Raw genomic sequence first — 20,939 nt, forward strand, 5'->3', positions numbered from 1 at the left:
CCCCGCGCGTGGGCAACTGTACGCTCGCCGGCGTTTGACGAAGATTTTCTGGTCAACAGTGACAGGTCGTTCTCTAGCCGAAGTGTTTTCCACTACCGTCATGCGATCTCTCGGCGCTCAATGAATGCTTTCCGATGAAACTTATAAATGTTCCGACAAGAAAAAACTTTCGTGAACAGGTGCTGTCGTAAATCGCTTTACCTTAGTCGGCTGCGAAAATCGTGTGCGTCGTAATCGACCGCTTCCCGCCGCCTCCACTTAGCCCACCTTGGCCGTTACGCCAAGGTGGGTTTTTCTTTTGGATTGCGTCTCAATGGTAGGCAGAGCAATCGCGTTAGAATCACCATGTGTCTGATATTGCGTCTGGGTTCGCGGCCGCAGAGATCGTCTCAAATAATTAGACAAACGGCTGACGCTTAATTCCCCGATGGTGTCGCGCAGGCTAACAGTCGTGTCGTTCTCAGCGACATCGTGACGATACCGAATCGCTGATCTGCTGTAGTTCCCGGTTTCTTCAACTGCGAAGTCGGCGAAATTCCTTTCTTTGCGCGATATCGGTCTCGTAAATACTCGTGGCTTCGAGGGTCGGCCATCTTTTCGCGTCAAATTCACCGCGCATGGCTAGTTAATCAGAGAAGTGGCATGTGAATTGCGATTTAAGCACTATTCGCACTTCAATTCGCAACCTGAACGTAATCAACGTCCCCCCCCAATCCGTAGCAAGAGCAGAAAGAGATTCACCTGATGAAGGGGAATTCATCCACTCCACGAACGAATCGTTACGCTGGCTTTACTCTCGTAGAACTTCTGGTTGTGATCGCCATTATTGGCGTGTTGATTGCATTGCTCTTGCCGGCAGTGCAACAAGCGCGTGAAGCGGCGCGACGTATGCAGTGCACGAACAATCTGAAGCAAATCGGATTGGCGCTGCACAATTATCACGACACGTTTGGAAAGTTTCCCTGCTACGAGTATCTCGATCTCAACAACTGGGCCGGGTACGAGTACAAATCGGGGTGGGTGAGCAACATCCTGCCTTATCTTGAAGAAGGAAACCTCCAAGGGCAGTACGACTTCGACTATACCTGGATGCACGCGAACAACGCGAATGTCGTCACCCGGCGATTGCCGGCGTTTGAGTGTCCCTCAACTCCTGGTGGTACAGGACTGATCGACACCGATAACTTTGCGGCGGAATACACCAGCATCAACTCAACGGTCAAAGGTTGGTCGGCCGACTACGCAGGGAACAGCGGACAGCGAGCCACGCTATTGCTTCCTAATTTGCAAACGGCCGATGGTCGAAAAGGCTTTTTCGTCCGGGCCTACCCGGTTCGTCCGCAGGGCTTCCGTGATATTACCGATGGGACGACGCACACGATCGCCGTGTGGGAATCGGCCGGTCGCGACAAGGTCTATTTGTTCGGCAGCTTGTGGACAGAGACAGACGGCACTCCCATCAAGGTATCGCCTGACAACTGCGCCTGGGCCTCCGGCAACTCGTACTTTATGCAGTCATGGAGCCGTGACGGAACCGCTAACGCCGGATCCTATGTCGTCAACGCAACCAACAAGAATTCTCAGCCGTATTCCTTTCATCCCGGCGGCGTCAATGTCCTGGCGGTGGACGGCTCGGTTCACTTTGTGGCCGAGACGATTAAGAGCCTGACCTACCTCGCGTTGGTCACGCCGGCGCAGGGGGAAGTGATTGAATCGGAAGGGGCCTTCTAGGTGCGAAGCGTTATGCAAAACCTCGGCAGTGTCGTCGTTCTGTTTCTGTTGAGCGCAATGGTTGTCGGTTGCAGTGAGGGTTCGGGCGTTGCCGTTCATCCAACGTCTGGAACTCTCGCAATCAATGGGGAACCGGCACGTGGCGCGATTGTCGCTTTGCATCCGCTGCAAGGCGACATCGACCAACGGGGGACGATTCCGGCCGGGAAAGTTAAAGAGGATGGCACGTTCGTCGTTTCGACGTTTGGAATCGAAGACGGCGCTCCGGAGGGAGAATTTGGCGTAACTGTTTTTTGGCCGCAGTTTCCGGGAAAGGATGATCCCGGCGAAGATCGTCTGCGGGGTAAATTCGCGCTGCCGACGACTCCTGCGACGATGGTGACGATCACAAAAGGGGAAAACAAGCTGGCTCCTTTGGATCTAAAGGCGTCAAACATGCTGCGAGGGGAGTGACGCTTCGAGTAATGAGGCGGCTTTATCTTTCAGAGACTCGATCCTATGGCGCAAGGCTAGCCTGTTACCTCGCGCTTTCGTTGGCGGCCGTCGTATGCGTAATGGAATGCGGATGCGACGCGTCGACGCACTCTCCGTCGCCACTCACCACCGGCAAGGGCTCGCAAAACCAGCAGATGGAAGCTCCGCGTCCTGGCGCTGCGAGCAAACCGATCGTCGTTACGCGTGCGGATGAGCGTCACGTTCGCGTCGAGCACTTGCTTGGCGCGACGGTCGTTCCAATGACGCCGCGGCGGGTCTGCGCTCTGGCGTTTACTGACGAGCTATTGGCGATCGGCGTTCAGCCGTTGGCGGCATCATGTTCGGCGACCGGGTTTTCCGATTATCTTCGTCCGCAACTCGACGGGGTTGTTCCGATCTACCAAATGATGGGAGCGATGTTTCCTGATTTGGAGGCCATTGTACGGCTACAACCCGACCTGATTTTGACGGCGAACCCTGATCCTCAAACTTACTCGCAATTGTCGAAAATCGCGCCGGTCGTCGTGCTACATCGAAGCGATTGGGACGATCGGGTTCGGATTCTCGATGTGGGACGACTCCTGGGGAAAGAGGCGGAAGCGGCAGCGGTCTTGGCCGGGTATGACGCGAAGGTGGCGGCGGCCAAAACAGCGCTGCAGCAAAAGGTCGGCGATCAGCCGGTTTCCTTCTTTCGCGTGTTCGGACGGCAAATGTACATCCACGGACATACCCGCGGCGGACTGTTGTTGTACGACGAACTTGGCCTTCAGCCTCCTAAGATCATTGAAGAGTCGCCTCGCGGTTATATGCTTTCGCCCGAATCGCTGCTGCAACTCGACTCGCAGCACTTGTTCGTCGCCGCCGAAGATAACCTTGGCGCCCAACGCTCGTGGGATCGGTTGCTCGAACATCCCGCTTGGAAGCGAGTGCCGGCGGTTCAGCAGGGGAATGTTTACCCGATTCACGAGCAGCACCAATGGTTGACGCCTGGCATCCAGGGGAGGTCGCGTATGATCGACGAAATCGTCGGTGCGCTTGCTCCTGAGTCGCTCGAAAGCGTTCAGCAGGCCGAAAGATCGGCCTACGAGGCGTCGCGGTCATGATACGACATTTGGCTCCCTCCCATTATCTGCTGCTGATGTCCGGCACGCTCATTTTGCTAATGGGCGTTTCGGTTTTGGTTGGTCCTACGCCGGCGACTGCGAGCGACGCCTGGGATGCGTTATTCGCCTATAGCGAGGCGAGCGATCCGCAGTTCGTCTTGCGTCAGATTCGCTTGCCTCGGGTCCTGCTGGCGGCGATCATCGGCGCTTCGCTGGCGACGTCGGGCGCGATCATGCAAGGAGTCACGCGCAACGATCTAGCCGGGCCAACCATTATGGGGCTTAGCAGCGGCGGAACGTTTTGCCTGTTGGCTGGGCTGTTGGTCTTGCCAGATTTTGGCTTCACTCAGGCGATCTGGTTATCTTTTCTGGGCGCCGGACTCGGCTACATGACGGTTTGCGGAGTCGCGTTTCTATCTCGCGGCGGAATGACGCCAATACGCCTGGCGTTGGCCGGCGCCGTCGTCTCGGTTTTGTTAGGGGCGATTACCCACGGCCTGACGATCTACTTCATGCTGCACGACGAGATGCTGTATTGGACGATCGGCGGCATCGCCAACGTTTCGTGGCCGCAGGTTTATATGGCGTTGATTCCAGCGGCGCCAGGGATGGTCGCAGCGTTACTTTTGTCTCCTTCGATTACCCTGCTAAGCCTTGGGGAGGAAGTCGCCGGCGGCCTGGGGCAGCGAACCAAGCTGATCCGGGGCGGAGCGACCTTTAGCGTGCTCCTCTTAACGGCTGGTGCGGTCGCAGTCGCTGGCCCGGTTGGTTTCGTAGGCGTGATGACGCCGCACGTGGCTCGCTATTTGGTTGGCTTTGACTATCGGCGGATTATTCCCTTGGCCGCTTTGTTGGGGTCGATCCTGACTGTCGTCGCCGATATCGCGTCTCGATCGTTGATTCCGGGACAGGAAATACCGCTGGGGCTCTTTACGTCGATGATCGGGGCGACCTTCTTCGTCGCTTTAGCGCGGAAGCAAGGATCTCATCGCGGAGGCGAACGATGAGTCCGGTCGACAAACGTACCGTTTCGCTGCTGTTCGTTCTCGCGGTTTTGGCGTGCCTTGTCAGTCTTTGTCTTGGCAGCCAATGGATATCGCCAGTTACCCTCGTTAGCAGCCTAACGGGGCAGGGGGACGAAACTTACCAGATGGTCTTCTGGTCGTTTCGTCTTCCCCGCGTGTTGATGGTGATGCTCGTTGGCTGGGGAATCGCGATCTCCGGCGTCTTGATGCAAGGCGTCTTACGCAACGACTTGGCCGATCCGGGGATCATGGGCGTAGCGGCTGGCGGGAACTTTGGCGTGACGTTGGCCTTGCTGATCTTCGGCACACAGATCGCATCCCCTTGGACAATACCTTTGGTCAGCATCGCCGGCGCGATAGGGACGGTGACGCTCGTTTGCGGGTTGGCTTTCGATCGACGTGGCCTCTACCCAGCACGACTTCTTTTGACCGCCGTGGCGGTTACGGCAGCCTTGGGATCGTTCACGCTCGTACTATCTTTGAACGTCGATCGCGAAGTTTACGCGCAAGCGTTGGCCTGGACGACCGGCAGCTTTAGCAAGGCGGACTGGAACTACGTCGTCGCGCTAACGGTATGGCTGGGCCTGCTGTCGATGATCGTGCTTGCGATTTGCCCGGTGATGAACGTCTTGCGGCTCAAGGATGAAAGCGTCGTTGGTCTCGGATTGGATGTTTTCCGATGGCGCGTCGCGTTGCTCGTGCTGGCCGTCACGTTGGGAGCGTCGTCGATGGCGATGTCAGGAGGGCTTGTCTTTTTGGGACTGATTGCGCCGCACATCGCCCGTCGACTTGTCGGCCCACAGCATTTCGCTTTGGTTCCAGCCGCCGGAATGGTTGGAATGCTGTTGCTGATGTCAGCGGATGCAGGAGGGCGATCGTTATTTGCTCCTGTGGAGATCCCGGCGGGCATCATGACCGGAGCGATCGGCGGAATGTATTTCGTGTACCAATTGATGACGACGAAAGGGTGAGCGCCATGGCGAACAGCGACCGGCTTCGTTGCGATCAACTGACCCTTGCGTATGACCAGACCGAGGTCATCCGTCAGTTGTCGCTCGAAATACCGACAGGGCAGATCACGACGCTCATAGGGCCCAATGGTTGCGGCAAGTCGACTTTGCTCAAGGGACTAGCGCGGTTGATGCCGCCCAAGAGCGGCGCCGCTTATCTGGACGGCAAAGCGATTCATCAGCAGTCGACGCGGCAGGTTGCTCGGCAGTTGGCGGTCTTGCTGCAAAACCCGGAAGCGCCGGAAGGGTTATCGGTTCGCGAACTTCTCGCGCTTGGCCGCTACCCGCATCAAGGCTTTTTCGGAACGATTACGCACGAGGATGAAGCGAAGATTGACGACGCGCTGGAGATGGCCGGAATTCAACATCTGGCCGAGCGGCCATTGGGCGAGCTTTCGGGCGGGCAGCGACAGTTGGCCTGGATCGCAATGGCGCTGGCGCAAGATGCCGAGATTCTGCTATTGGACGAGCCGACGACGTTCCTTGACATGGTTCATCAACTGGAAGTGTTGAACCTGCTAGAGCGGCTGCACCAGGGTCGGCGTCGGACGATCGTGCTCGTCTTGCACGACATCAACCATGCGGCTCGCTTTTCGCAGCATCTGATCGCATTGCGTGAAGGTCGAATCGTGCGGAGCGGCTCGCCGCGCGAAATCGTTACCCGTGACTTGTTAGCGGATGTCTTTCAGGTCGAGGCTGCGATTTTGACTGATCCTCATTCCGACGCCCCTTACTGCATTCCGCTGCGGCCAATGACCGAAACGCTAGCGACATAACGCCTCTCACCTTTTTTCAATATCGAGAACGACCTTGATTTTTCGCTTTTGTCTCTATGGACTGCTGAAGAACCAGCGCTACTTTGCGCCGTTCTGGATTTTGGCGTTCCTGGACAAAGGTCTGTCGTTCGCGATGATCGGTTTGTTGATCGGGTTTCGCGAAATCTGCGTCGCTTTGCTAGAGATTCCGACCGGGGCGATCGCCGATGCCGTCGGCAGACGTTGGGCGATGATCCTGTCGCATGTCGCCTACGTCGCGGCGTTTCTCACGTTTGGGTTCACGACGTCGCTCGTCGCCCTGTTTGTGGCGATGTTCGCCTTCTCGATCGGCGAGGCGTTCCGCACCGGAACGCACAAAGCGATCATCTTCGCCTGGCTGAAAAGCCAAGGACGTGAAAAAGAGAAAACGCACATTTATGGCGTGACTCGCAGTTGGTCGCAGATGGGCTCGGCGATCTCGGTGGTCCTGGCGGCGGCGCTCGTCTTTTGGCTGGAGGATTATTCGGTCATTTTCTGGATCAGTGCGATCCCGGCCTCCTTGAACATCGTCAATTTTCTCGGCTATCCGAAGTCGCTTGATTTTTCCATCGAGCAAAAAACGGATGGCGGAGGAACGCTGGTCTTGCTTTGGCGAGCAACTTGGCAATGTTTCGCCGCGAAGAATCTACGTCGCCCGATCACCGAGTCGATGGCCTACGAAGGAATGTACGGCGCCAGCAAAGACTATTTACAACCATTGATTCAAAACGTCGCTCTGGCGCTTCCCTTGTTCGCTGCCTGGGAAACGACGCAGCGAACGGCTGTTCTGATCGCCATCGTCTACGCGGTGTTGTACGTCCTGGGGAGTTTCGCTTCGCGCTATTCCGGTCCGATTGCAGCAGCGCTGGGAAGCGAGCGAAGAGCGGCTCGCTACTTATGGATCGCCTATGGGGCTGCGTTTCTGCTGCTTTTGCTGGGAATCGTTACCGCGTGGACCATGCTCGCTATTCTCAGCTTTGTGCTGTTGGCCGTCATGCAGAACATCTGGCGACCGATCCTAATCAGCCGCGTAGCGGATGAAGCCGACGACAGCGTCATGGCGACCGTATTGAGCGTCGAGTCGCAGGCCAAATCGCTGGGGATCTCGATCATCGCTCCGCTACTTGGCTGGGCGGTCGACGTGACGCCACAGCCTTACCAATTTACCCCGATTGCGATGCTGGGGATCGCAATCGCGCTGATTGCGCTCGTCGCGCCGCCAGAGGTGATCGCCGCTCCCGAAGTCGAAGGCAATCAGCAAACGTCAACTCCTGGCTAGTCATTATTTCAAACCCTATTCAAACAACGCTCCTCCAATTATAGGAACGCAACCATGTCAGAAATCGCCCCCGTATTGATCGCCGGCCAATGGCGAGCGGCCAACTGCGCCGAAACGTTTCGCGCGGAAAACCCGATCACCCAAGAGCCGCTGTCAGGCGAATATCCGGTTAGTGCCTGGGAAGATTGCGACGCGGCGCTAACCGCGGCGGCCGAAGCGGCCGACCAACTGCTGGAAATCTCGCCGAAGCGAATCCAGAAATTCCTGCTCCGACTGGCCGACTTGATGGAGGCGAATCGCGAGTCGATTGGTCAATTGGCCAGTCAGGAAAGCGGCTTGCCCGAGAAGCGTCTTGCCGGCCGCGAAATGGACCGCACGACCGATCAAATTCGCCAAGCGGCTGACGCCGCAGCAGATCGTTCGTGGAAGCAGATTTCGATCGAGACGAAACGCGACATGCGTTCGATGTTGGCGGCGATCGGACCTGTCGCCATCTTCAGCCCGAACAACTTTCCGTTGTCGTGGAACACGATCTCTGGCGGTGATTTTGCGTCGGCGGTTGCGGCTGGAAACCCGGTGATCGCGATCGCGAACTCGTCAGCCCCTGGCACGACGAAGATTTTGGCCGAACTTGCTTTTCAGGCTTCGCAAGAAGCGGATCTGCCGGCGGGCATGGTTCAGTTTTTGTATCGCCTGAGCCACGCGGATGGGAAACGCCTGGTTGCTGATTCACGTATTGGAGCGACGGCGTTCACTGGCGGTACTGCGGCCGGCCTGGCGCTCAAAGCGGCTGCCGATGCGGTGGGCAAGCCGATTTACGTTGCGATGTCGAGCGTCAACCCGATCGTCTTTCTCTCCAACGCGATTCGCGAACAGGGGGAAGAACTGGTAAACCGCTTTGGCAACGTCTGCCTGAAGGGAACCGGACAGTTCTGCACGCAGCCTGGCTTGGCGATTGTGATTGACGGCGCCGAGAGCCAGGGCTTCATCGCCGCCATCAAGTCGAAATTTGACGAATCGACGCCGGGCACGCTCGGTTCTAAGAAGACGTTGGAGAACCTCGTCGCGAAGATCGAGGTTTTGAAGAAAGCCGGCGCGACGGTCATCAGCGATGAAGGTAAATCCAAGGGCGAAGGGTACAGCCATCCGAATACGTTGTTCCAGGTCAGCGGCGCCGATTTTCTGAAGTCGCCGGCGGCATTGCAAACCGAGGCGTTCGGAAACGCGGCGATGTTCGTCGTCTGCCAAGATATCGCCGAAGCCAAAGCGGTGATTGACTCGCTTCATGGCCAATTGGCCGGCTGTATCTACAGCAGCACCGACGGAGCGGATGCAGCGGCGTACGCGACGCTCGCCCCGCGACTGCGCCGCAAGGTTGGCCGCTTCATGGACGACAAGATGCCCAACGGCATGCCGGTCAGCATCGGCATGGGACATGGCGGACCGTTCCCCGCATCCGGCCATCCCGGCTTCACATCGGTCGGCATCCCGAACGCGATGCGACGATTCGCCGTACTCCAGTCGTACGATCAGGCACGCCACAATCACTTGCCTGAAGAGTTGCAAAACAAGAATCCGAGCGGACAACTGTGGCGGAACATCGACGGTCAGTGGACGACGGGAGACGTCGCTGACGCGTAATTGTCGATGGATGGAGCAAATCAAGCGACTTCCCGCTAGAGTGCCTGAGTTTTCTAGCGGGAAGTTTCGTTGTTGGGACGTTGGCTTCGGCCTTGTCTGATGCTTCTGAACTCGTGTCTGATTTTGGCCGATTTAGGCTCCAGCGGCAAAAATCGCTGCTTTTGTAAGTGTCCTATTCACAGCATGTTGCGGTGGCGAATTCCTGAGGGTTTTCGCTCCCGCTGCCTCCACTACAGGGGCATCGGAATCATCCGATGCCCCTGTTTGTTTCTTGGCGTGAGACGTTGACGCATGATCGTGATTTACGTCAGGGCATTTCCGTTGTTATTTCCACGGACGGGACGAGCGATTTCCCACTAGAATTGAAGCGGCGGACCGACAGATTCGCAAAAAAAGCCTTAGTGCAGTCGCGCATCGCCCGCGTCGCGTGAAATTTGCCAAGAAACCACCGCCACAGCATTTCATACTTGAAGCTCCTTTCAGCTGCGAAATACACTAAGGGCTTCACCCGCCTATAGATAGGTCGCATAAAACGCCACCTCCCTTGGAGCGCTTGTCGCTTAGCTCAGCTCCGGTTTGGCTCGATGCGATCGCCGATTCGAGCGTGGAAGGAACTCCCTACCTATGAACACGCGAACACTATCGTCCTCCGCCTATATTCCCGTTGGTTCTTACCGGGCGTACCTGGTCGTGCTTTGGGGATTGTTGGGGGTCGGTTTGATCGCCTCTTCCGCCATCGCCGAAGAGGAACGGCAGGCCTTCTTTGAAGCGAAAATTCGTCCCGTCCTGATCGAGCATTGCTACAGTTGCCACAACAGCGCCAAAACGGCCGAAGGGGGCCTGGCGGTCGACTTTCGTCAGGGGCTGCTCGACGGGGGAGATTCTGGTCCGGCGATCGTTGCCGGCAAACCGAAAGAGAGTTTGTTGCTGCGAGCGATGCGTCACGAAGAGATCGGCTACGAGATGCCGAAGTCGGCGCCAAAGCTAAGCGATGCGGTCCTCGCCGATTTTGCGAAGTGGATTCAGCTGGGGGCGTTTGATCCGCGCGACAAGGCGGTTTCGACAGAAGAGTTGGCCAGCGGCTTACCTTGGCCCCAGTTGCTGGAAACAAGAAAACTCCACTGGAGCTTTCAGCCAATTCGCTCCGCCGCGCCGCCGACTGTCGAAAACGACGCGTGGTGCTATAGCGACGTTGATCGCTTTATTCTGGATCGTTTGAACTCGGAAGGGCTTACGCCGTCCGGCGACGCCGAGGCGGAGATCCTTATCAGCCGTCTCTACTTCAGCTTGATCGGTCTTCCGCCGACGCCGAGCGAGTTGCAGCGGTGGAAACCGGGGCTCGAAACGCCCGACGCCGCACAGCGAAATGCAGCATACGCGCTGCTCGTCGACGAATTGCTCGCCCGGCCGCAATTCGCCGAGCATTGGGCGCGGCATTGGATGGACTGGTTTCGTTACGCCGATACGCATGGCTCGGAAGGGGATCCCGATATCGGCGAAGCTTGGCGGTACCGCGACTATCTGATTCGGGCGCTCGACGCCGACGTTCCTTATGATCAGCTGATCCGCGAGCATCTCGCGGGCGATCTGCTGGAGACTCCCCGCGTTAACCAAGACTTGCAGATCAACGAATCGGCGATTGGACCGGCCCAGTGGCGGATGGTCTTTCATGGCTACTTGCCGACCGACGCGCTGGCCGAAAAGGTCCGCTTTGTCGACGATATGATTGACGTCTTCTCCAAAGGGACGATGGGGCTGACCGTCTCGTGCGCCCGTTGTCATAATCACAAGTTCGATGCGATCAGCCAGGCGGACTACTACGCCCTGTTTGGTATTCTCGGCTCATGTCGACCGGGACGAAGCGTGATCGATCTGCCGGAAGTCGAGCGGACGAATGTTGAACAGTTGACGCAACTGAAGCAGGAAATTCGTAGTCGCCAGGCGCAAGTCTGGAGCGACAAGCTGCAACAGGCCAACGGAGCTAGTTTGCGTTCCTTGCGAGATGCCCTGCAGCAAAAGCTAAAGGAGGGCGCCGCGCTGACCGATGCTTGGCAAGAATTACAGCGTGAGTGGGAATCAGAGCAAGCGGCGCTTCAAGCGTTTGTCGAACATCCGGATGCCCGCGATTGGAAGTTTGAGTCGGCGGCCGAAAAGTCAAAATGGTTCCGTACGGGCCTGGGCCTCGATCTGAACGATCCGGCCAAGACTGCATGGACGGTCGCCCTCGCCGGCGATCAGGTCATCCATGATTTCTATCCGCAGGGAGTTTATTCCCATACCCTCTCGACCAAGCATGCGGCGCGATTTAGTTCAGATGATATCCGCGTCGCAAAAGACCAGGCTGTCTGGGTGTTGGCTTGCGGCGACGGCAAATCGATCGGCCGCACGGTTGTTCAACACTACCCCCGCTATGGCAATATCTTCCCCTCGTTCCGTCCCGGGAAAGATTGGAAGTGGCAGAAGATGGAAGTGGGCTACTGGAGCGGCGACGATGCGTTTGTCGAAATCTCGACCGCGCTCGACGCACCGGCTCCGCGTGATCGGGACGAACGCTCGTGGTTTGGCGTTCGCGAGGTGGTGATCGCCCCGAGCGGCATGGCGCCTCCTACCAGAAAGCACCGCGACGCTTACGGACTTCTTTTGGCAGGGAATGCGACGCCGCCGCAATCGCTCGAAGAACTTAATGAGCGTTCGATCGTCGCGATTCGACAAGCGATCGAACATTGGGAGGCCGACAAGCTAACCAGCGCTGAGGCCGATCTCTTGTCCGCTTGCCTGGAAGAAAAGGTTCTGGCGAATAAGCTCGACGGCGACTTGCAGCTCAAAGATCTGGTTAGCCGCTATCGGAATTTGGAAAATCAGATCCCCGTGCCGCAACGCGCGCCTGGTCTGGCCGAAGCGACGCCGCACGATCAACCGCTTTATGTTCGCGGCGATCATAAGTCGCCCGACGAAGTGATTCCACGCCGCTTTTTGGAAGCGATTGACGCCAGGCCGTACGCTACGAACGCGAGCGGACGCCTGGAATTGGCCGACAGCGTCTTGGCGCCTGACAACCCGCTGACGCGGCGAGTGATCGTCAATCGAATTTGGCATCACATGTACGGCGCCGGTTTGGTCCGGACTCCTGACAACTTCGGACGAATGGGAGAAGAGCCGACCCATCCTGAATTGCTGGACTGGCTGGCTGTGAAGTTTGCGAATGAGGGGTGGTCGATCAAGACGCTCGTCCGCGAGATAGCCCTGTCGCACACGTGGCGAATTTCTTCCAGGCCGTCCGATCAAGCCCGACTGCACGACGCCGAAAACCGCCTCTTGTCCCACTTTCCGGTTCGTCGCTTGGAAGCGGAGGCGATTCGTGATTCGCTTTTGCAAATCAGCGGCGAAATGGATGGGACGCTTTATGGTCCGCCCGTTTCCGGCAACTCGAATCGCCGAAGCGTCTACGTCCTGGTCAAGCGAAACGATCTTGACCCGTTCCTGCGGGCATTTGACTTTCCCGAGCCGTTTACCGCGAAAGGGCGTCGCGACGCGACCAACGTTCCGGCCCAAGCCTTGATGCTGATGAACGACGAGCAGGTCTTTCGCATGGCCACGGCGCTGGCGAAGCGGACGCTCGCCAATTCGGAAGCGAGCGACGACGCCGAGCGGTTGCGACTGTTGTTTCAGGCGGCACTCGGCCGCGAGCCGAGCAAGGAAGAGTCGCAGTGGGCCGCCCGCTATCTCGAAACGGTCGCTCTGGGCGAGACGCAGCGTCTGCAAGAACGAAAGCGGCTTGAAGGGGAATTGGCCGAAGTCGGTCGGGGTGAGGAGCGGATTCTCGCCGCAGCGAAAGACTCTGGGAGGACGACGGTCGCGGTCGAAAAGACTCCCGCTCCATTCGCTGCCTGGGATTTTAGCCAGGGGCTGCAAGACTCGATCGGCGGGTTGAAGCTGACCAACGTCAACAACGTCCTCTTGCGGGATGGGGTCGCGATCGTCGACGGAAGCAACTATCTAAAGTCGGAACCGCTGAAGGTCGATTTGCAGGAAAAATCGCTCGAAGTCTGGGTCGAGCTTGAGACGCTAGACCAGGGTGGAGGGGGCGTCCTCTCGATTCAAACGAAGCAGGGAACGGTGTTCGACGCGATCGTGTTCGGCGAAAAGGCTCCGCGGGAGTGGATCGCCGGCAGCGATCACTTCAACCGCTCAAAAATGTTAGCCGGCGCCGCCGAAACGAAAATGCTCGGTCAGCCGATCCACATGGTCGTGACGTATGGTAGCGACGGAACGGTGACCGCCTATCGCGATGGGATTCGCTATGGCGAAAGTTATCAGGTCGAACAGCTGGTCAAGTTTCCGAAAGGGGAAACGGAATTGACGTTGGGGTTGCGTCACTTGCCGGCGAGCGACGGGCGATTCCTGAAAGGCAGGATCCACGAAGCTCGTGTTTACGATCGAGCCCTCTCGGCCAAGGAAGTCGCGGCCTCCTTCGTCGCCAGTCCCCTGGCAGGCGAAGCGGAGTCGCAAATCGCTTGGATCTATCTCCACAACCGCAAGCAATTTGAAGAGTTGCAGGCGCAACGAGATGCGATCGAGCGACAGATCAAAAGCCTGCCTGGTTCGGAGCAGGAAGTGCGGCAAGCGGCCTGGACCGATCTCGTGCGAGGCGTCCTGCTGATGAAAGAGATGATTTACCTGCAATAGCGGATAGCGCTCGCGCCCAGCGATTGCGAATGTCCTTCACGAAAAGAGTCGTTCGATGTCTACCAAGTTCATCACTCGCCGTAGTCTGCTGCAAAGCTGCTCGCTCGGTTTTGGTTCGGTGGCGCTCTCCGGGATGTTTCCGGGGCTTACGCTCGGCAGCGAGTCGCCGCCGCCGAGTGGCGCGATGTCCGAATTTCATCATCCGCCGAAGGCGAAACGGGTCATCTTCTGCTTCATGTCAGGGGGCGTATCGCACGTCGATTCGTTCGATCCGAAGCCGATGCTCGAAAAGCTGCATGGCAAGCCGATGCCGGTGACGGTCGAAAGAACGCAGTTCAACAACAATGGCGCCATCATGGCGAGCCCGTTCAAGTTCACGCCGTCAGGCCAGTCGGGAATCCCGGTTAGCGGGATGTTTCCGGAAATCGCCAAGGTCGCCGACGAATTGGCGGTGGTCCGGTCGATGACGACCAGCGTCAACGAGCATGCTCAAGGCAATTTCATGATGCACACTGGATTTCCCTTTATGGGACATCCGAGCGCCGGGGCCTGGGCCGCTTATGGACTCGGTTCCGAAAATGAAAACCTGCCGGCGTTCGTCGTGTTACGAAGCGGCGCAGCCGTGGCGCCGCACGGGGGAGTCGCACTCTTCAGCAACGGTTTTCTGCCGGGGCAGCACCAGGGATCGACCCTCTACGCCGATCGAGCGGAGGCGATTCAAAACATCGCCCCGCATGGCGATTCGCTCGCGCAGCGCAGTCGGCTCGATTTTGTGAAGCGATTTGACGGTCGGTTCTTGCAGTCGACTTCGCAAGATCCGCAGGTCGAAGCGGCGATCAAGAATGCCGAGGTCGCGTTCCGCATGCAGTCGGCGGTGCCGGAGCTCTGCGATATCTCGGGAGAAACCGCGGCGACTCTCAAACGGTATGGCGTCGAATCGAAAGATCCGCTCACCGCGGCTTATGGGAGGCAATGTCTGCTCGCTCGGCGTCTGGTGGAACGGGGCGTGCGGTTTATCGAACTGAGTTGCCTTACCGCTGGAATCGGCGCCGGCGGTGCGCCGAATCCGTGGGACCAGCATGGCAAACTGGAACTGGGGCACAAGAAGATGGCGGAGCAGGTCGACCAGCCGATCTCGGGGATGATCCAAGATCTGAAAGAGCGCGGCTTGCTCGACGATACGCTCGTCGTTTGGGCCTGCGAATTTGGACGCACGCCGTTCTCGCAAGGTTCAGATGGCCGCGATCACAATCCATTCGGGTTCAGCATTTGGATGGCCGGCGGCGGGATCAAAGGGGGAACGATTCATGGCGCGACCGACGAGTTCGGCTATCGCGCTGTCGAAAACCCTTGCACGATCTATGACCTGTGGGCGACGGTCTTGCATCAATTGGGAGTTGACCACAGGAAGCTGACTTATCGACATGGTGGAAGAGACTTCCGACTGACCGACGTGCACGGAAACGTGATTCACAAGATTTTGACCTGAGCGACTGCTCACATCACGATCGCTTCTGCGCCTCACTGGCTGACCTCCTTGCGTTACCGAGAAGTTCGGTGGCGCATCATATGATTCAGCATGTCTGATCTGTTTGAAGTCGTGTCTGATTTGGATTGATTTCAGCTCCAGCGGCTTGCTTTCTAGTTGCGGACACTGGAGAAAAGTTGATTTGGCGAGCACTGCTCGTATGTCCGATCTTGTGTCGGAAAAGTTGGAGCCGTTTGCAGGATCTATAAGCCGTTATTGATAGGAATTTGTTTTCGCTCATAAGGCTGGCTCGGCCGGAGTCTCGCAAATGAACATCAAAGGCCGAAGTTTAAGCTCTACATGGCGGATCGGAATTCGGGTCGAAGTCTCTTTGGGCGGTTAAAGCTGATCCCAGTTGATGGACTCGCGGCGTAATCCGGTCGATAATGTCGTGCACGTCTCTTATCCAGGAACGATCCGAGCAAGTGGGAGGTTACGCCATGCGAGCGTTGCTGCAGAGTATTGTCGTCGTTCTATTTCTCTTGATCCCAGCATCTTGCTTCGCCCAGCAGATCGACCGTTCGCAGCTTCCGCTGTCGGAACCGTCATTCAAAGGCAAGATCGAAAAAACATTCAAGGGTTCCGAGCAGGACTATCCGCAGCCGGTCGCGCCTCCGCAGGGTGCGCCGAACGTCTTGCTGATACTGATCGACGACTTAGGATTCGGGCATCCCTCGACATTTGGCGGACCGATTTCCACGCCTTCTCTCGATCGGCTCGCTGAGTTGGGCGTCAAATACAACCGTTTTCACACTACGGCGATCTGCTCGCCGACGCGGGCTGCATTGCTTACCGGCCGCAATCATCACCAGTGCGCTTTTGGCACAATTACTGAGTTGTCGACCGGGTATCCAGGTTATCACTCGGTCTGGCCACGCAGTTGCGCATCGATTGCGGAAGTGTTAAAGGACAATGGCTACAGCACAGCCGCTTGGGGCAAGTGGCACAACACGCCGGATTGGGAAACCAGCCCAATTGGCCCGTTCGATCGCTGGCCTACAGGATTGGGCTTTGAGTACTTCTACGGTTTCCAGGGGGGCGAAACAAGTCAGTGGTATCCGCAACTGTTCCGCAACACAACGCCGATCGAACAACCTGCAACGCCAGAAGAAGGCTATCACCTGACCGAGGACATTACGGATGACGCTATCGCGTGGATCAACCGGCAGCAGTCGATCAATCCTGACAAGCCATTCTTCGTCTACTTTGCGACAGGCGCCACCCACGCGCCGTTACACGCGCCGGAAGAATGGATTGAAAAGTTCAAGGGACAGTTCGATCAGGGCTGGGATAAGATTCGCGAAGAAACGCTTGCCCGACAGAAAAAGATCGGCGTCGTGCCGGAGAATACGAAACTGACGCCTCGCCCCCAGGAAATCCCCGCTTGGGACAGTCTATCGGACGACGCCAAGCGACTCTACGCTCGTCACCAAGAAGCGTTCGCCGGTTTTCTCGCTCACACGGACTATCATGTTGGACGACTGGTCGACGCCGTGCGTCAACTGCCTGATGGCGATAACACGTTGATCATCTATGTTGCCGGCGACAACGGCCCCAGTGCCGAAGGGAGCTTGACCGGAACCACAAACAACATGATGACGCAGAACGGCATTCCCGATACGGTCGAATTGCAACTGAAAGAACTGCAGGAAATCGGCGGGCCGAAGCACGAGAATCACTATCCGGTCGGTTGGGCGTGGGCGGGGTCGTCGCCGTTCCAGTGGATGAAACGCGTTCCGTCACACTTCGGCGGTACCCGCAATGGTCTGGTGATTTCCTGGCCCGCAAAAGTGAAAGACGCCGGAACGATGCGCAGTCAGTTTCATCATGCCATCGACATCGCTCCGACGATCTACGAGGCGGCCGGAATTCCTGAACCAAAGACCGTCGGCGGCGTCGAGCAAACGCCTATCGCTGGGATTAGTATGGCTTACACCATTTCCGATCCCAACGCTGAAGGGCGACGCGAGACGCAGTACTTCGAAACCGGGGGACACCGCGCGATTTACCACAAGGGTTGGGTCGCAGCCGCATTCCAAGGAGTTCCTTGGGAACTGACCGGATCAAAAGGCTTCGACAACGCCAAGTGGGAACTCTATAACATCGAAGAGGACTTCTCTGAGGCGGTCGACCTGGCGGAGAAGTACCCGGAAAAATTGAAAGAGCTGCAAGCGGCATTCGACCAGGAAGCGGAAAAGTATGACGTCTATCCACTCGACGACCGCTTCGCCGAGCGGGCCGTCAATCGAGAGCGTCCCTCGGTCACCCGCGGGCGAACCTCGTTCAGCTACGCGTCAGGCGCCGATCGCATTCCCGAAGGAAGCGCGCCTCCGCTCTATCAGCGGACTCACACCATCGCCGCATCGCTCGACCTTGCTGAAGAAAGCGTCAACGGGGTGATCGTGGCCGAAGGTGGCAGCTCTGGCGGTTATACGCTGTACGTCGAAGACGGAAAACTTGTCTACGAGTACAACTTCTTCGGCAAAGAACGGAAGAAGATCGTCGCTGACTCCAAGTTGCCCTCGGGCAAGGTCGAAGTCGAAATGGATTACCAGCAGTACCCGGTAACGAAGAACGATCCAGCAGTCGGAGGGACGGTAACGCTCTCCGTGAATGGCAAACAGGTAGCCAAAGGTGAAGTTCCGCACGTTGTGCCTGCTCGGTTTTCGGCCACCGAAACGCTCGACGTCGGTAGTGATCTCGGTTCAACGGTATCCGAAGACTACACGGCGCCGCACTCCTTCAGCGGCGAAATTAAGGAGGTCAGGATCGAGTTGAAGTGACGCACGTGTAGTTCGCTCGTCGTACATACTCGTCTGGTCCGTTCGAAGTTGTATCTGATTTGGAGCGGTAAGACTTGCGCCGAGGGGCTCTTGGTAGGTCGGAACCTTCTGAAATGCCTGCGAGTTTGGTGTACCATGGAAGTCACGCTCCTCTAGCGTATTCATGTTTCGCGGCAAAGCCTTTTCGTAAGCCATCATGAAGCCTGTCCATTCCGCCTCGCTGGCTCACTGTGCGCTGGTCGCTGTGCTGATCCAAGGCTCGCTTGTTCAGGCGGCTAAGCCGAATGTGTTGTTCATTGCGGTGGACGACTTGGCTTGCACGCTGGGATGTTATGGCGACGTCGTCGCGAAAACGCCGAACATCGATCGATTGGCGGCTTCGGGAACTTGCTTTCAGCGGGCCTATAACCAGTTGCCGCTGTGCAATCCAACGCGAGCGTCGGTAATGACGGGCCTGCGGCCCGATCAGATCAATGTTTACGATCTTGATCGCCACTTTCGCGACGAAACGCCCGATGTGGTGACGTTGTCGCAGGCCTTTCAAAGGGCGGGCTATTTCACGGCGCGCGTCGGGAAGATCTATCATTACAACGTACCGGCTGCGATTGGAACGGATGGCTTCGACGATCCTCCTTCGTGGGACCGGACCGTCAATCCGAAGGGACGCGACAAGGCCGAAGAATCGCTGATCTTTAACGCCGAACCGCATCGCAAGATCAGCGCTTCCCTCAGTTGGTTAGCCGCCGAGGGGGCTGCGGAAGAACAGACTGACGGCATGATCGCCTCCGAAGCGATCAAGATCATGCGCGAAAAGAAGGACGAACCGTTCTTTTTGGGCGTCGGCTTCTTTCGACCTCATACGCCGTACGTGGCGCCGAAAGAGTTCTTCGAGATGTACCCGCTTCAGTCGTTGCGATTGCCTTACGCCCCGGATGATGACCGCGACGATATTCCCACGGCCGCATTCGCACATAATTGCCCGGTGCCGAACTATGGGCTAGACGAGCCGACATTGTTGAAAGCGACCCAGGCCTACTACGCTTGCGTCTCGATGGTGGACGCCCAGGTCGGTCGTCTGCTGTCGGCGTTGGACGAGTTGGGGATCGCGGAAAACACGATCATCGTGTTCTGGAGCGATCATGGTTACCACCTGGGCGAGCACAATGGCGTCTGGCAGAAGCGTACGCTGTTCGAGCAAGCGGCTCGCGCTCCGTTGATCGTTTATGCCCCTGGTCAGCAAGGGAAGGGAGCCTGCGATCGGATCGTGGAGTTTGTCGATATCTATCCGACGATAACCGATCTGGCGGGAGTCGATATGCCGGAACATCTGGCCGGCCGAAGTCTGCGTCGATTGATCGATGATCCGCACGCCCAGTGGAATGGCCAAGCCGTCACGCAAGTCCTGCGACCGGCCGATGACCGCCTGCCGGAGATGGTCATGGGGTGCAGTATCCGCACTGATCGGTACCGCTACACCGAATGGGGCGACGGCAAGTATGGCGTCGAGCTATATGACCATCACGCCGATCCGAGCGAGTTTAATAACCTGGCCCAGGATCCAGACGAGCGAGCCCAAGCTGTGATCGCGCAGCTTCGCAGTGAACTGAGGAAGAAGGCCTCGGGGAAGACGCCCACCACGCCGGTCAATCCCGATCGGTTGTAAGGGGCGAACGCGAAACGGCGGCGAGAAATCGCTAGCGGTCTTTCTTCTTCTTAAACAAGATGCGCCCGAATCGCGAGCTACGGCTTTGCGCGATTCAGCATGGCTTGTACGCGGGCTTCTTCTTTTTCGAGTGCGGCTGCGGGGATCGGTATCGGCTGGAAGTTAGGATCTGGGGTGAGTTGTTCGTTGGCTGGAATCGTGCGCATTCGCAGGTTGCGATACCAGACGTCTTGGCCATGGTCTTGTAGATAGATCTTACCGCCGCGGCCGGTCAGATCGCCGCCGCGGATGCCCAGCAGTTCGACCTGCTTCGCCCACTTGGGGTCGGCGTAGTCGAAGGAGAGAACTCGCTCTTCGTTAAGCCAGTGTTCGATCACCGTTCCTTTGCAAATGATTCGAGCCGTGTTCCACTCGCCGAATGGATGTGCGACCCGCTTACTGGGCGCCATGCAGAAGAAGAGCGAAGCGGCCGATTGCCGCGGGTTTTCGCCATAAGGGCTATGCTCGTCGTCGAGGACCTGATATTCGACCTGACCTGGACGGTAATAGACTCCGCTGTTACATCCCTTCGAGACCTTCCAGTCGAACCGCAATTCAAAGTCGTCTGGCGCCGGGCCTGTAGCGTAGGTCAGGTCGCCTCCTTTACGCACGCGAGCAAACGCGCCGTCTTGTATTTCCCAGTTGCCGTTGTGTCGCCAGCCTGCAAAGCTTTTGCCGTCGAACAGCTTGACAAACCCGAGATCTTTCTCTTCCGGCTCTAGCGCCCCTGCGGCACTTGGGAATGTTATTAGCAACACCGCAACGATGGCGAGCGATGATAAGACCTGCATATCAGTTTCCAGGAAATTGGTAAGTGATTTCGTCGCGTTCAAAAACGAGTGACGATCGATCGAGCGGTACATGGGCATGCTTGGCGGAGAAGGGGGGCGATTAGAAGGAGAAGTTCTTATTGAAAGGCGTAGAGTTCGCAGCAAGCGGATTCAAGGTAAAAATCGCGAAATACGGAGCTCGTTGGCAACGTGCCGTCGCCATTCCTAGATTCACCGGCGAAGCTTCATTTTATCGCGCTGGCGGCCCAAGTTCACCAGCGCCGCCAAAAAGCGTCGTCGCGCGGAGCAAGTTGTTTGTCGCTGCTCGCCTCAGCAGTCTCCTCAAAATAGGGTCCGTCACTCTACTTGACGAAGTAAGGTGGTGTTTCTCTTCGGCTTATGATAAAACGCCG

The 20,939-nt window shown here is 57.4% G+C and carries 13 protein-coding genes; 12 read left to right on the top strand and 1 reads right to left on the bottom strand.

Annotation, left to right across the window (positions count from 1 at the left end):
- Positions 1-744 precede the first annotated feature (744 nt).
- From LOC68_RS19095 to LOC68_RS19150, 12 genes are all read left to right on the top strand, one after another.
- Positions 745-1,731, top strand: a complete 987-nt coding sequence (locus LOC68_RS19095; RefSeq protein WP_230221705.1) for a DUF1559 domain-containing protein — start codon at positions 745-747, stop codon at positions 1,729-1,731.
- 156 nt (positions 1,732-1,887) lie between these two features.
- Entirely contained in the window at positions 1,888-2,184 is a 297-nt protein-coding gene (locus LOC68_RS19100) for a hypothetical protein (protein ID WP_230221707.1), read from the top strand.
- A gap of 101 nt (positions 2,185-2,285) precedes the next feature.
- A complete protein-coding gene (locus LOC68_RS19105; protein WP_230221709.1) occupies positions 2,286-3,308 on the top strand; it encodes an ABC transporter substrate-binding protein in 1,023 nt (340 codons plus the stop codon).
- A complete protein-coding gene (locus tag LOC68_RS19110; protein WP_230221711.1) occupies positions 3,305-4,315 on the top strand; it encodes a FecCD family ABC transporter permease in 1,011 nt (336 codons plus the stop codon). The genes LOC68_RS19105 and LOC68_RS19110 overlap by 4 nt, the downstream gene beginning before the upstream one ends.
- Positions 4,312-5,304 carry a FecCD family ABC transporter permease gene (locus LOC68_RS19115; RefSeq protein ID WP_230221712.1) on the top strand — a complete coding sequence of 331 codons (993 nt, stop codon included), beginning with the start codon at positions 4,312-4,314 and terminating at the stop codon, positions 5,302-5,304. Before LOC68_RS19110 ends, LOC68_RS19115 begins: the two co-directional genes overlap by 4 nt.
- A 5-nt stretch (positions 5,305-5,309) precedes the next feature.
- Positions 5,310-6,119, top strand: a complete 810-nt coding sequence (locus LOC68_RS19120; RefSeq protein WP_230221714.1) for an ABC transporter ATP-binding protein — start codon at positions 5,310-5,312, stop codon at positions 6,117-6,119.
- Between the two features lie 34 nt (positions 6,120-6,153).
- The gene (locus LOC68_RS19125; RefSeq protein WP_230221716.1) at positions 6,154-7,416 is read left to right on the top strand and encodes an MFS transporter; all 1,263 of its coding nucleotides are present in this window, start codon (positions 6,154-6,156) and stop codon (positions 7,414-7,416) included.
- Between the two features lie 54 nt (positions 7,417-7,470).
- Complete coding sequence (locus tag LOC68_RS19130; protein ID WP_230221718.1) at positions 7,471-9,057, top strand: aldehyde dehydrogenase family protein; 1,587 nt, start codon at positions 7,471-7,473, stop codon at positions 9,055-9,057.
- A gap of 624 nt (positions 9,058-9,681) precedes the next feature.
- Positions 9,682-13,743: a DUF1553 domain-containing protein gene (locus tag LOC68_RS19135; protein ID WP_230221720.1), complete on the top strand. Its 4,062-nt coding sequence runs from the start codon at positions 9,682-9,684 to the stop codon at positions 13,741-13,743.
- A gap of 55 nt (positions 13,744-13,798) precedes the next feature.
- Positions 13,799-15,232 carry a DUF1501 domain-containing protein gene (locus LOC68_RS19140; protein WP_230221722.1) on the top strand — a complete coding sequence of 478 codons (1,434 nt, stop codon included), beginning with the start codon at positions 13,799-13,801 and terminating at the stop codon, positions 15,230-15,232.
- Positions 15,233-15,711: 479 nt separating this feature from the next.
- Positions 15,712-18,054: an arylsulfatase gene (locus LOC68_RS19145; protein ID WP_230221724.1), complete on the top strand. Its 2,343-nt coding sequence runs from the start codon at positions 15,712-15,714 to the stop codon at positions 18,052-18,054.
- Between the two features lie 196 nt (positions 18,055-18,250).
- Positions 18,251-19,717 (top strand): sulfatase, encoded by a 1,467-nt coding sequence (locus tag LOC68_RS19150; protein ID WP_230221726.1) that lies wholly within the window; start codon positions 18,251-18,253, stop codon positions 19,715-19,717.
- A 77-nt stretch (positions 19,718-19,794) separates the two neighbouring features.
- Here LOC68_RS19150 and LOC68_RS19155 read toward each other — a convergent pair whose 3' ends face one another.
- Positions 19,795-20,547 (bottom strand): 3-keto-disaccharide hydrolase, encoded by a 753-nt coding sequence (locus LOC68_RS19155; protein WP_230221728.1) that lies wholly within the window; start codon positions 20,545-20,547, stop codon positions 19,795-19,797.
- Positions 20,548-20,939 lie beyond the last annotated feature (392 nt).

Origin of the sequence: Blastopirellula sediminis (assembly GCF_020966755.1) — a bacterium.
Taxonomy (GTDB): Bacteria; Planctomycetota; Planctomycetia; order Pirellulales; family Pirellulaceae; genus Blastopirellula; species Blastopirellula sediminis.

Excerpts from the sequence above, each read along its gene's own strand:
- LOC68_RS19095 (WP_230221705.1), top strand. The coding sequence starts at position 745 with ATGAAGGGGAATTCATCCACTCCACGAACGAATCGTTACGCTGGCTTT.
- LOC68_RS19105 (WP_230221709.1), top strand. The coding sequence starts at position 2,286 with ATGGAATGCGGATGCGACGCGTCGACGCACTCTCCGTCGCCACTCACC.
- LOC68_RS19110 (WP_230221711.1), top strand. The coding sequence starts at position 3,305 with ATGATACGACATTTGGCTCCCTCCCATTATCTGCTGCTGATGTCCGGC.
- LOC68_RS19115 (WP_230221712.1), top strand. The coding sequence starts at position 4,312 with ATGAGTCCGGTCGACAAACGTACCGTTTCGCTGCTGTTCGTTCTCGCG.
- LOC68_RS19120 (WP_230221714.1), top strand. The coding sequence starts at position 5,310 with ATGGCGAACAGCGACCGGCTTCGTTGCGATCAACTGACCCTTGCGTAT.
- LOC68_RS19130 (WP_230221718.1), top strand. The coding sequence starts at position 7,471 with ATGTCAGAAATCGCCCCCGTATTGATCGCCGGCCAATGGCGAGCGGCC.
- LOC68_RS19135 (WP_230221720.1), top strand. The coding sequence starts at position 9,682 with ATGAACACGCGAACACTATCGTCCTCCGCCTATATTCCCGTTGGTTCT.
- LOC68_RS19140 (WP_230221722.1), top strand. The coding sequence starts at position 13,799 with ATGTCTACCAAGTTCATCACTCGCCGTAGTCTGCTGCAAAGCTGCTCG.
- LOC68_RS19145 (WP_230221724.1), top strand. The coding sequence starts at position 15,712 with ATGCGAGCGTTGCTGCAGAGTATTGTCGTCGTTCTATTTCTCTTGATC.
- LOC68_RS19150 (WP_230221726.1), top strand. The coding sequence starts at position 18,251 with ATGAAGCCTGTCCATTCCGCCTCGCTGGCTCACTGTGCGCTGGTCGCT.
- LOC68_RS19155 (WP_230221728.1), bottom strand. The coding sequence starts at position 20,547 with ATGCAGGTCTTATCATCGCTCGCCATCGTTGCGGTGTTGCTAATAACA.